The following is a 12981-nucleotide window of genomic DNA, read 5'->3' as shown; positions in this document are numbered from 1 at the left end:
ACTGATTTGTCATCAGCCTTAAGGAAACGCGTACTTTATAGTTCTATTGGATTAGCTATTGTTGTCTCGGCTATTTTTATTAATGTAGCATTGAATTTATCACGCGACCTTGGTGAATCCTTAGAGTTGGAACATAGCACCAAAGTGCTTTCCCAGCTTACTAAACATGTTAAGTCTGTTATCCATGATGGTAAAATCAACGAATTAGCATTAGATGTAAATGTAAAAGATGAGCTGATAGGTCTTCTAGGTAGAGATGTTATTGGACTTGAAATATGGTTTAATAAAAAACATATTAAATTAAAATCATCTCCTTCTTACGCCCTTAACAAATTGATTAATAATGCAGTTAACGCTCATAAGTCTAACTTTGATTTTATAGAAATTGATGATGATAGAGTATTATGGATTTATGAAAACTCTCCAATTGATAACTTATCTATATTAATGGTGAATAAAACCTATGCTTTAGATAAAGCTACAACCTATGTGTCAAATAGACTTGTTATCACCGCTTTTTTAACCTTTTGGTTAGCTGTATGGGGTGCATTATTCATATCAGCATTAATCACTAAACGATTTGAGCAAAGCAATAAAAAACTTAAGTATTTAGCAACGCATGACATCCTAACAGGCTTGCCTAATCGAGCCTATTTATATGAATATGCTCAGTTATATTTAAATGCTGAAAATATAAAAAAGCATCAAGAGGTGAATACACTACTAGCTGTTTATCTTATTGATCTCGATAAATTTAAGGATATTAATGACACCATGGGACATTTGGTGGGAGATGAAATTTTAAAAGCGATATCTATTCGTTTATGCAATTTAAAAGAGAAAAATTCACAAGTAATACGTTATGGTGGGGATGAGTTTGTTGTTTGGTGTGACAATTTAGATGAGACTAAAGCCACTTCATTAGCTGAAAATATAGTGACATTATGTCGCCAACCAATCGAAGTTAACAATTACGTCTTTGAAACAAGCGTAAGTGTAGGTGTATCGTATTACCCCAGAAGTGGCATACAGCTTGATGATCTTCTTAGAAATGCAGATATTTCCATGTATCAGGCAAAAAAGCATCGGTTGGGTTTTCAAGTATTTCAGCAAGAACTTTTCACTCGTTCTGAATTTAGAATAAACTTACGAGGTCAACTTAACTCTGCCCTTGAACAGAGTCAGTTCGTTTTATATTATCAACCAAAAGTACAACTACCCAGTAACAATATAATCGGTGTTGAAGCGCTTGTGCGTTGGTTGCACCCCTTAGAAGGTCTATTGGGGCCAAACATGTTCATCGATATTATTGAACAAAGTATGTTTGTACATGAATTTACACGATACGTATTGATGCAAGCTATCATTCAATGTCGTACGTGGTTAGATAACGGGATTGAGTTATCAATAGCTGTAAATATTTCCCCCTATAACTTAATGGATCCAGATTTAGTCAGTTACATTTCCGATCTATTAATACATTATAAAGTTCCAGCAGCACTTATTGAAATTGAACTCACTGAAAATGCCAGTATGGTAAATATTGATAAAACACAAGAAATATTTACACAACTAAAAAAATTAGGTGTGAAATTGTCAATTGATGATTTTGGTACAGGTATGAGTTCTTTAGCTTATATTAAGCATTTAGATGTCGATTATATTAAAATAGATCGCTTATTTATTAACGATGTAGTGACTGATAAGAGAGATGAAGCCGTAATCAGTAGCTTGTTAGTGTTATGTCAAAAACTAAATATATTAACAATTGCTGAAGGTGTAGAAACAATTGAGCAAGCTAACAAATTAATCAATTTGGGCTGCGATTTAGCTCAAGGATATTTATACAGTAAACCTTTACCTGCCGAGGAAATGACTAAGTTATTAAGTAACAGTAAAGAATAATTTGTCTCAAAAAAGGTGGAGGCTTCATTAGAGTTACTACGAACTTCCACAATGTGCACAAAGTGATCGTTAATATTTATAACGTGAATGACCGCTATTGCTGCTCATAAGCCTATTATGGTGGTGTTCAATTGGATCTTTTGATGATGTGAGTACTACTAGCTCATTGAGGCATAAGTAATAAAATTTATTGATGAACTAATTATAACGCCTAATTAATAAGTAAAAAAATGCTATATTTCTCTGTTGTAAAGAAAACAACTCCAAATAGAATTTATGTAGTAAATTTGTTCAATATGAGTCTAATTGTTATTTGAGGCTTAAGAACTCTACAATCAATCACCATGACAGTATTTTTAGTTTATAGCAGCCAATGATTAACCTGAATTTATTGAATTTATTGAATTTATTGAATTTCCATCATATTCGGCGCATTATCTATAAACGCCACCCTAAGAATAAAAATACCCACACACAATGAAAAAATCTAAAGATGTTGTTTCTGAACAACAGGTTGATGAGAAAACAGAGAATAAAACGTCGTCTAATGTTGATGTTTTCCCTATCATTGGTATCGGTGCTTCTGCTGGCGGTCTTCAAGCCATCGAACGATTTTTAAGTAATGTGCCTGCTGACTGCGGCATGGCCTTTGTTGTGGTGCAACACTTAGACCCTAACCACAAAAACATCCTGTGCGACTTACTGCAACGCATGACTCCCTTAGACGTACATCAAATTACCGATCATATGGTGATTATGCCCAATAATGTCTATGTGATACCTCCTGCCCACGATCTAACTATTTTAAACGGTACATTAATTTTATTCACTCGTGCTAACCCGCATGGTTTGCAATTGCCTATTAATTCTTTTTTCACTTCTCTGGCAGCCGATAGAAAGGAGCACAGTATTGCTGTTATTCTTTCAGGTATGGGGGCAGACGGTACGTTAGGCTTGGGATCGATCAAAGATAAAGCAGGTGCGGTATTTGTGCAAAGTCCTGATACAGCCGAGTTTGACAGTATGCCCAAAAATGCCATTGATACCGGATTAGTTGATGCCGTAGCACCAGCAGATGAATTAATGCGTTATATCATTAACTATGTAAATAAAGTGCCATTGCCGATTGAAGAGAACAATAAAAATAAAGAAGATATTGAAAAGGTGATGGTATTGCTACGCGCTCATACCGGACAAGATTTCTCGCTTTATAAAAAAACCACTATTAATCGTCGTGTTGAAAGACGTATGGCCTTGCATCAGCTTTCCAATATACCCGACTACGTGCGTTATTTACGGACTAATCCCCAAGAAAATGAATTACTACTTAAGGAGCTACTGATTGGTGTTACTAACTTTTTTCGCGACAATACCGTTTGGAAAAAACTAGAAAATGAGGTGATCCCCTCGCTTTTGTCTGAATATCCAGAGGGAGGTACATTACGTGCTTGGGTTCCTGCTTGCTCTACTGGAGAAGAAGCCTATACCCTCTCAATTGTGTTTCAAGAAGCCTTTAAAAAATTTAACTCGACCAAACATTTTGAATTACAGATCTTCGCTACTGACCTCGATATTGATGCCGTAAATAAAGCTAGAATGGGGATTTACAGCAATAGTATTAGCGCTGATATTTCTAAAGAACTATTAGACTTATATTTTGTGAAAATAGACGGGGGCTATCAAATCGGTCAACAGGCACGAGAAAATGTTATTTTCGCCCAACAAAATTTGGTGATGGATCCTCCGTTTACCAAACTTGATATCATCAGTTGTCGTAACTTGCTCATCTATTTAGAGCCAGAATTGCAAAAGAAACTATTTCCCTTATTTCACTACAGTTTAAAACCGTCTGGAGTGCTTGTTTTAGGAACGTCTGAAACCATTGGAAACGAAGAGTCACTGTTTACTCTTTTAAGTGGAAAAGAACGTATTTACAAACGACGTGAGACATCACAGCCTTTTAATGTTATGAAATTTCCGGTTAACGAAGTGAATAGTTATTCTCATGGGGTAAAACCAGAAAAAAACGTGCCCGTTAACCCTCAAGATACAGTTACTATGAACTTAGAAAATTTGCTCCAATCCTTATTACAAGAGAATTTTACTCCAGCGGCTCTGCTAACCACTGAAAAAGCGGAGGTCATTTACATCAACGGAAAAACTGGGAAATATTTAGAGCCATCGGTAGGCAAGGTCAATTACAACCTTTTTTCAATGGCACGTGAAGGTTTGGCCGCCCCATTGAACGAAATATTTAATCGCGCGGTGCGCCTGAAGAAAAAGTTAGATATAACGAACGTTGAGGTTGTCAGTAACGGTAATATTATTCTGGTCGATGTCAGGGTACAACCAGTATTAGATTCATCAGCATTAGGCCCTATGGTTCTTGTGTTGTTTACGACTTCCACAACGGCCATTGCACCTATTAAAAAATCGCTCAAAGGTGATCTATCCAAAGACCATAGTGATGAAATAGAAAAACTAAAAAATATATTGTCTCAGGGGAGGGAAGAGCTGCGACTTACCACTAACGAAATGCAGCTTGCACAAGAGAATCTTAAATCTACCAACGAAGAATTACAAAGTACGAATGAGGAGTTTCAAAGCACTAACGAAGAGCTTACAACCTCCAAAGAAGAAATGCAGTCGATGAATGAGGAGTTAAGAGCGGTTAATCATGAGCTAAACATCAAAGTCAATGAATTGTCTTTAGCCAGAGACGACTTAAAAAATCTACTTAATAGTACTAGCATCGCCACGCTTTTTTTAGACAATGAGCTCAATGTACGTCGTTTTACCCCTGAAACGGTTAAAATTTTCAAACTCATTCCTAGTGATGTCGGTCGCCCTATCACTGACTTGGTCAGTTCATTAATTTATCCTAAGTTATCTGAACATACGGATGAAGTACTACGAAGCCTGATGTTTCATGAAGAGGAAGTAACGACTCATGATGGTCGTTGGTATATTGTACGCATTATGCCTTATCGCACGCAGGAAACTCTAATTGATGGTGTGGTTATTACTTTTAGCGATAATACTATTAACAGGAATGCAAGTATTGCTATGACCCTGTCAGAATCTCGCTTTCGTTTGTTATTTGAGAATTCATCACATGCCGTTGCTTACAAGAATATAACAATGGAAGGCGGCAAAGCGGTTGATTTCAACTATCTTGAAGTAAACAATGCTTACGCGGGAATAACGGGATTAGATAAGGTAGCAGGGAAAAAAGGCAGTGAAGTCGTGCCAAATATCCTACAATCTAACACTGAATTTATGGCAACCTGTGGTCGCGTGGCGATGTCAGGAAAGTCTGAGAAATTCGAATATTACGTCAAAGAGTCTAGGCAGTGGTTTATTTGTGCTATGTACTCACAAGAGCAAGGCCTATTCGTTTGTGTGACCGAAAATATTACTGATAAAAAACAGAATCTTAGTACGTTAGATGATATTAAGTTGATGTTAGCAGAAGATGATAACACCTCGGCAGAGGCAATGAAAAAAATGCTCGTTAATGTACAAAACACACTAGAAAAACTGCTAATACTGGAATAATAAAGTATCACATAAAGGTAAATGCCCGATGAGGAAGAGTACATCATGAAAAAAGACTCAAAGCAGCTTACAGGTAAAAAAGTTGCTGTGCATAAAGAGGCTATGCACCGTTTGCAAGAAGATGGGCAACCTGAAAGTGATTCAATTACTGATGAAGCATCGACTGTTAGTCTTCTGCATGAGTTACAGGTGCACCAGATAGAGTTAGAAATGCAGCAAAACGATCTTATTTTAGCCAGAGATTCTTCTGAAGCAGCAGCAATACGTTACGAAGCCTTATACGACTTCGCTCCTGTGGCTTTTATTTCCCTTAACCGTTCAGGCGATATTACCCAAACTAATCTAACCGCTGCCAGCATGTTGGGTATTCCGCGCGCAAAAATAAATGGCTTGAGATTGGCCGCATTTTTAACCGAAGATTCTCTGTCTCAATTTAACTTACACCTGTCGAATGCTTTTAAAGGGCTAAATCAATCAGCTTGTGAGGTAAAACTATACGTTGATAATAAATTAATTACCGTTCAGGTGATGATGAGTATCAACGACGACGGCCTCGAGTGCTTAACCGTATTAACTGATATAACCGCGCGCAAGCAAACAGAAGTAAAATTAAAACTCGCTGCTAGCGTATTTAGTCACGCCCACGAAGGTATCTTAATAACAGATATCAGGGGTAATATCCTTGAGGTCAATGACACTTTTAGCCAAATTACTGGTTATAGTAGAAAGGAAGCTATTGGTCAAAATCCACGAATTCTCAAATCAGGTCGTCAGTCCGATGGCTATTATAAACACATGTGGAAAACCTTGAAGGAACACGGCTACTGGAGCTCAGAAATATGGAATCGACGAAAAAATGGTGACATTTATCCCGAAAGGCAATCAATTAGCGCAGTAAGTGATGCCCTGGGTCAGGTAATGCACTATGTATCAATGTTCTCTGATATTACTCATCTTAAAGCGCATCAAGAGCAACTTGAACATAGCGCCCATCACGATATATTAACCGGTCTTCCCAATAGAATACTATTGGCTAACAAGTTAACGTTGGCTATTAAGCAAAGCCAGCGACATGGAAAAATACTTGCACTTGCCTATATTGATTTAGACGGTTTCAAGAAAATTAATGATAGTTATGGGCACAACACGGGTGATCAATTTCTAATCGACATTTCAGCTAAGTTTGAGCAGTCTTTACGTGCGGGGGATTTTTTAGCGCGTATTGGCGGTGATGAATTTATCGCTGTACTTAGCGACCTCGATAATATAAACGAATGTGAGCCGGTATTGCAGCGCATATTGACAGCTGCATCTCAAAATATTATCTGTAATGATAATATACTTAAAGTTTCAGCCAGCATTGGTGTGACGCTTTACCCGAAAAATGGATCCGACCCTGACCTTTTGCTTCGCCAAGCGGATCAGGCCATGTATATTGCCAAAGATGCAGGGAAAGGTTGTTATCGGTTTTTCGATATAGGTCCATCAGAAGCAGATCGAACACGGAGGGAGAGTCTTGAGCACATTCGTCAGGGCTTTGAGAAAAAAGAGTTTGTTTTATATTATCAGCCTAAAGTGAACATGAAAACCAATGAGGTGATTGGCGCTGAGGCCCTGATCCGTTGGAAGCACCCTCAACAAGGCATCTTACCACCCGCTGCTTTTTTACCCATCATTGAAGGCCATTTAATCAGTATTAACATTGGTGAATGGGTTATTGATACAGCACTTAAACAGATGAGTATCTGGCAGACACAAGGGTTAACCATACCAATTAGTGTCAATGTAGGTGCCAGCCAATTACAAAGTGGTAACTTTGTAAGGCATTTAGCTGGAGCGTTAGCTGCTTACCCTGAAATTCACCCTGAATTACTGGAATTAGAAATATTAGAGACTAGTGCACTAGAAGATGTAATTCAGGTCAGTAAGCTGATGAATGCCTGTGTAAAGATGGGGGTAAAGTTTGCCTTGGATGATTTTGGCACTGGCTATTCTTCGCTAACTTACCTTAGACGCCTCCCCGCTGATATTTTAAAAATTGATCAGACTTTTATTCGAGATATGCTTACAGATCCCTCTGACCTTGCCATTGTTAAGGCTGTTATTGGCTTAGCTGATGTTTTCGAACGCGGTGTGATAGCCGAGGGCGTTGAAACAAAGGCTCACGCTGAAAAACTACTGTCGCTTAACTGCACTATTGCGCAAGGCTACGGAATTTCTCGACCCATGCCAGCGGATGATTTTCCTATGTGGTTGGATAGTTGGCGTATAAATCCAATTTGGACAGCGTAAGACTTCAATTAGAGAAGTTTGTTAAGGTTTTTAGCTCAATTGAGTGTATAAAAAATAATACCAAGGCAATCATTTGAACGTTAGGTTTGGTGACTTAGTTGTTTGTAAGGTAGTTCTACATATTCTGAATGCTGCAAACCGTCCAAAAAATTAATGATGTTCACATTTGCAAGGTGGATGAAACCAAAAATTAAAAAAATTAATTGATAAAATTTTACTGTTGGTAGCTCTAAGCAGAAACGATTGAATTAAAGCCCAAACAACTAGTTGATATATTTTTATCACCTTGGTTTAGCAAAGCCGATTCATTTTCTTTTTATAAAATTGAAAGTTCTGTTAATTCACCTTTGTTTTTTCTGAGAGTTCAGTAAAATAGTGAATCTTTAACAATTCTGCAAAGGTTAGTGATGAAACGCGTTGTTTTATATATTTCAGATAAATGTCCCCATTCTCGTGAAGCTCAAAAATACTTGGATAATAATGGCATAAAATACAGATTAACCAATGCGAAAATGCAGCGCGGTAGAAAAGAGCTTGACGCTATAGGAGCTAGCTCTTTGCCCGCCCTTAAAATTGGTAATGAAGTCATGATTGGCTGGAATCTAAAAAACTTCAAGAAACTTTATGCCGAAGATTAACAAGCTCAATTATCTCATTAGATAATTGAGTAACCAACGAGCATAGAATGCTTGATTACTCTATCTCGAATGGATAAAAAGATAGAGAAGTAGGGCATCATATAATCTCCCCCTGAGCATTATAATAATTAATGATCACTTTTTGCGTATTACTGAGCAACGAATAGCACCCAATAGGTGTGGTTACCCATTACCGCATGCGCACTAAAATTAATCGCTAAACATAACTTAATACGTTGTGCTCATTTGCACAGCAACTAGGTTAATGCTGATAAACTTTTGCCCAGTTTACTTATCTTGACCGCAAAAAAAAGCACTCTAAAAGGCATTGACAGTTGATATTTGTAGCCGAGCTAAAAATCTCTAGTTGGCTACTTTATAGCTATCCTTATTTTCTTTTTTTTCTTGTGCTATTCGTTCTGTTCGTTTTATTTGTTTTACTTACCTTTTTTTTGACTTCTTTAGGCAATTTTGAAAACTCTTTATGAAAAGGCTGCTCTGTAACAACAGGAATGATTTGTCCTATGCTATTTTCGATATTAATTAATTGTCTCATATCATTTTCTACAGCAAATGAAATGGCCATTCCACTTTTACCGGCGCGAGCAGTTCGACCTATGCGATGTATGTAATTTCTTGGATCTTCAGGGAGGTTATAGTTAATAACTAAACTAATATTATTAACATCAATTCCGCGAGCAGCAACATCAGTGGCAACTAATACTCTTAGATTAGAATCTTTAAAGTTTTGTAGCGCTTCCTCTCTAACGGCTTGTGTTTTACTACTGTGAAGGCTAGCGGCTGTTATTGATGCTTTTTCTAATGCTTTAACAATGATGTCAGCGCCATACTTTGTTTTACAAAAGATAAGCACTTTTTCAAATTCAGGTTTTTGCAATATATTAAAGAGTAAAGGTACTTTATTCGCTTTATCAAGATGGTATACGCTTTGATTAACCAAATCGATAGTGACCGTTTCAGCCGCAACTTGAATTTTTATTGGAGCTGTTAATATTGCTTCTGCCAGTATTTCTATTTCAGCGGGCATAGTCGCTGAAAACAATAGTGTTTGTCGCTTCTTTGGCAGTTTAGATATAATAGTTTGAACATCTTTAAAAAAACCCATATCAAGCATAGTATCTGCTTCATCTAAGACAAATATTTCTAACGCCTTAAAATTTATATCACCTGTTTCAATTAAATCTAATAATCGTCCAGGGGTTGCCACTAAAATATCAAGTCCAAGCGCGATCGAGTCAACTTGAGCTTGTCTTCCGACACCACCATAAACAACCTTAGTTTTAAGTCCTAAGCCCTCAGAGTAGTCATCAATGTTTTGCATTATTTGCGAGGCAAGCTCTCTCGTTGGCGTTAGTATTAGCGAACGCGTGCTCTTCGCTTGGATATCTATTTTATTTCGACCAAAATTATTGATAATAGGCAGTGAAAAAGCCGCCGTCTTTCCTGTTCCCGTTTGCGCTATACCAAGAAGATCATTCCCATCAATAAGAGCCGGGATACATTCTTTTTGGATCGGTGTAGGCTGTTTATAGCCCTTAAGAGTAACGCGATCAATAATTGACTCTAAAAGTGAAAATTCTTTAAATTCTGACATGCTGCCTCGGTGTCCTTTAATCAATAGCCGACTATTCTAACAGAATGCTTTAATATATTTAAGACGTATTCAAGCTGGCTTTTAAGGGATAGTTAATTTAAAAGGGATGCATTGACAGTAAGCCTTATAAAACAAAGTATATAGATTGTATTTACCTTCGACCTTGGACAACTGAACAGCTAATTAGCTGACATTTTCAGTTTAGTTGGAATAACTAACTACTGCCCAAACTAGGCATTAGTCTAAACATAAAAATTATTATTTCACATTATATTATCGTTCGAAAATCATCGTACTATTGATATAAAACACTTTTTTATAAAAACTTCGCTATTAATAGACTTAAGAACAATCAATACCAAGCTATCCATAACTATTGGATCAGATCAAAGCAATGGACTACAATTACTGTAACTTTTTAATTAGGGTCAAAAAATGTATTGTTTATTGGAATATGAAGACGCTCCTGAGTCAGTTAAAGAGATTTATGACGATATATTTGAGTATTTAGGCAACGAAGGACTTGTTGATTATTTTAAAGTACTTGGTAACTACAACGCTGTTGTATTAGAAGTAACGTGGAATGCTCTAAAAAATATTTTAGTGAAAGGTGAATTACCTCGGTCATTAAAGGAACTAGTTTTTGTTGCGGTTTCAAATGAAAAAAACTGTAGCTATTGCACTGATATTCATACAGCGATGTGTAAGCTTCTTAATGTAAATGAAGGAGATATTCAAAAAGTATTAGAAAAGGCAACTAACTTAAACCCCAAAAGAGTTAAGCTGTCTATTGCTTTTTCTAAAAAAATGGCTATAAATCCAGCATCAATTGTTGAAGCCGACCATCATACTTTACTCGACTCTGGTCTGACAAAAAGCCAAATATTTGAATTGATGGCTCTTGTTAGTTTAGTTAATTATTCGAATACACTAGCGCAAGGTATGATGATTGATGTTGACCAAAAAGTTATGAGTTTGCTTAATAATGCCTAATAACCTAATTGATACATACCAATTAGCATCTTTAATTGAGTTAACAAATACAATGGCAGAAGATAGTATCAATCCTTCTGTAGATGTCAGTAAAATAATTAGTCAGTCTGTCGATAAATTGATGTGGATTATCAATTTTGATCTATGTATTATTCTAGAAAATTCTACAAAATGTCACCTTGAACTCGTTTTAAATAACGAGGATACAAACCATGATTTCGAATCGTTAACCCAACTACCGATTGTAGACTATACTAAAAACATGCGCATTTCGTTATCTGAAAACGATTATTACCTATTTTACAATGTGTTATATAAAGACAGTAAAGGCTCTAAATTGATACTGTTTTTACAACGTTCTGAACGTTTTTCTTCCCAAAATTCAATTGTGTTAGAGCTATTTTGTGCATCCGTAAAAAAACTATTAGAAACCAAAAATAACGAATTTAAAAATAGAAAATTACAAAATGAAAAAGAAATTTTAGAAGAATCCAATAAGCTAAAGTCTATGTTTTTGGCCACAATCTCTCATGAAATAAGAACACCAATGAATGGTATTTTGGGAATCGTACAGTTACTAAAAGATACGCAGCTTAATAACCAACAATCAGAAATGCTTGGCACAATAACCAATAGCAGTGACGAATTATTAAAAATACTCAATGACATATTAGATTATAGTAATTTAGAAACCGGTAATCTGGAGTTAGATGAAGTTGATTTTAACCTTATTCAGTCAGTAGAAGATGTAGTTAAACTATCTTCTACTGCGGCTGACCTTAAAGGACTTAGAATAACCACTTTTTTTGATAGCGATACACCTGTAATACTTAGCGGTGATATATCAAGAATAAAACAAATAATAATTAACCTATTAAATAACGCTATTAAATTCACGGAAGTAGGAGAAGTTAATATTTCTGTGAAATGTGAAAAAAAAGGTCTCTCTCTCTATCAAGTTAATATAATTGTAAAAGATACGGGAATCGGTATTAGTAAACACGATCAGAAAAATCTATTTCAACCATTTACTCAAGCCAATAATTCAATGAGTAGGAAGTTTGGAGGAACAGGTCTAGGACTTGCTATTTCAGCTAACCTTGCCAAAGCATTGAGTGGCAACATTAGTGTCGAAAGCGAAGAAAAAAAAGGTACAGCATTCCACTTATCTTTACCCTTAAAAGCCAATCAGAATATTCAAGAAGCCAGTGTTCAAAAAAGCTCTAAAGGTGAGTTATCAAATGCGATCAACCTTAATCATAAAATACTTGTTGTTGAAGATATACGTATAAATCAGACCATCGTAAAAATGATGTTATCTAAATTAGGTTTTGAATGTAATGTTGCCGCTAATGGTCTTGAAGCGTTGGAGGCCTTAAATAGTGCAAAATACAGCATTGTTTTCATGGATTTACAAATGCCAGAAATGGACGGGCTGGCTGCTACAAAAGAAATCGTCAAACGTTACGGCCAAAAACGGCCCATCATTGTTGCCATGACGGCTAATGTACTAAAGAAAGATAGAGAGGATTGTGCCGCAGTAGGCATGGATGACTTTATTCCTAAACCCCTTTTAATAACAGAACTAGAAAGAGCGTTGTCTACACGTTATCAACGAAATGGCGAATTAGTAAATATTTAGTTGAAATCCCCCTCTAATTAAAAATTACTATGCCACCCATGATAATTCTAGCAATAATAATGCTCTGAAATAAATTACTATGCCACCCATGATAATTCTCCGCAGTAATAATACTCTGAAACGGTCAGCAACAAGGCATGTACTTCATCTTGTAAGCCTTTGTATATCGATTTTTATAGATGTTGACTAAATGAGTGAATTTCAGGCAAGCTGTGCTTGCTACCCCAAGGTAGCCGTATTTTTTCTTGTGGTTTTAGTGCGGTCTTAGCATGTAGTTATGTTTACGCGCTATTCAAACAAGCTTGAAATTACTATGCCACCCATGATAATTCTAGCAA

General features: G+C 36.3%; 7 protein-coding genes. 6 read left to right on the top strand and 1 reads right to left on the bottom strand.

From position 1 onward, the window contains the following. Nucleotides 1-6 precede the first annotated feature (6 nt). The 4 genes from A3Q34_RS04120 to A3Q34_RS04105 all read left to right on the top strand — a co-directional run bounded on the left by A3Q34_RS04120 (nt 7) and on the right by A3Q34_RS04105 (nt 8393). Nucleotides 7-1905, top strand: coding sequence for a putative bifunctional diguanylate cyclase/phosphodiesterase (locus tag A3Q34_RS04120; RefSeq protein ID WP_197517655.1), 1899 nt, complete (start codon nt 7-9; stop codon nt 1903-1905). A 477-nt stretch (nt 1906-2382) separates the two neighbouring features. Next, on the top strand, nt 2383-5463 hold the full coding sequence (locus tag A3Q34_RS04115) for a chemotaxis protein CheB (protein WP_070374195.1): 3081 nt from the start codon (nt 2383-2385) through the stop codon (nt 5461-5463). 45 nt (nt 5464-5508) lie between these two features. Further along, on the top strand, nt 5509-7755 hold the full coding sequence (locus A3Q34_RS04110; RefSeq protein WP_070374194.1) for a putative bifunctional diguanylate cyclase/phosphodiesterase: 2247 nt from the start codon (nt 5509-5511) through the stop codon (nt 7753-7755). Between the two features lie 407 nt (nt 7756-8162). Further along, a complete protein-coding gene (locus tag A3Q34_RS04105; protein ID WP_070374193.1) occupies nt 8163-8393 on the top strand; it encodes a glutaredoxin family protein in 231 nt (76 codons plus the stop codon). 388 nt (nt 8394-8781) lie between these two features. Here the strand turns inward: A3Q34_RS04105 and A3Q34_RS04100 are convergent, their stop codons facing one another. After that, nucleotides 8782-10008 (bottom strand): DEAD/DEAH box helicase, encoded by a 1227-nt coding sequence (locus A3Q34_RS04100; RefSeq protein ID WP_070374192.1) that lies wholly within the window; start codon nt 10006-10008, stop codon nt 8782-8784. A gap of 435 nt (nt 10009-10443) precedes the next feature. On the opposite strand from A3Q34_RS04100, the gene A3Q34_RS04095 reads away from it, so the two are divergent. Further along, a complete protein-coding gene (locus A3Q34_RS04095) occupies nt 10444-11001 on the top strand; it encodes a carboxymuconolactone decarboxylase family protein (RefSeq protein ID WP_070374191.1) in 558 nt (185 codons plus the stop codon). Continuing rightward, on the top strand, nt 10994-12643 hold the full coding sequence (locus A3Q34_RS04090; RefSeq protein WP_070374190.1) for an ATP-binding protein: 1650 nt from the start codon (nt 10994-10996) through the stop codon (nt 12641-12643). The genes A3Q34_RS04095 and A3Q34_RS04090 overlap by 8 nt, the downstream gene beginning before the upstream one ends. Nucleotides 12644-12981: the final 338 nt, after the last annotated feature.

It is taken from the genome of Colwellia sp. PAMC 20917 (assembly GCF_001767295.1).
In the GTDB taxonomy this organism is placed as follows: domain Bacteria; phylum Pseudomonadota; class Gammaproteobacteria; order Enterobacterales; family Alteromonadaceae; genus Colwellia_A.
This window is presented reverse-complemented; position numbering and strand designations above follow the sequence as displayed.

What these genes read in the sequence shown, in the direction of transcription:
- A3Q34_RS04115 (WP_070374195.1), top strand. Translation starts at nt 2,383, where the DNA reads ATGAAAAAATCTAAAGATGTTGTTTCTGAACAACAGGTTGATGAGAAA.
- A3Q34_RS04110 (WP_070374194.1), top strand. Translation starts at nt 5,509, where the DNA reads ATGAAAAAAGACTCAAAGCAGCTTACAGGTAAAAAAGTTGCTGTGCAT.
- A3Q34_RS04105 (WP_070374193.1), top strand. Translation starts at nt 8,163, where the DNA reads ATGAAACGCGTTGTTTTATATATTTCAGATAAATGTCCCCATTCTCGT.
- A3Q34_RS04100 (WP_070374192.1), bottom strand. Translation starts at nt 10,008, where the DNA reads ATGTCAGAATTTAAAGAATTTTCACTTTTAGAGTCAATTATTGATCGC.
- A3Q34_RS04095 (WP_070374191.1), top strand. Translation starts at nt 10,444, where the DNA reads ATGTATTGTTTATTGGAATATGAAGACGCTCCTGAGTCAGTTAAAGAG.
- A3Q34_RS04090 (WP_070374190.1), top strand. Translation starts at nt 10,994, where the DNA reads ATGCCTAATAACCTAATTGATACATACCAATTAGCATCTTTAATTGAG.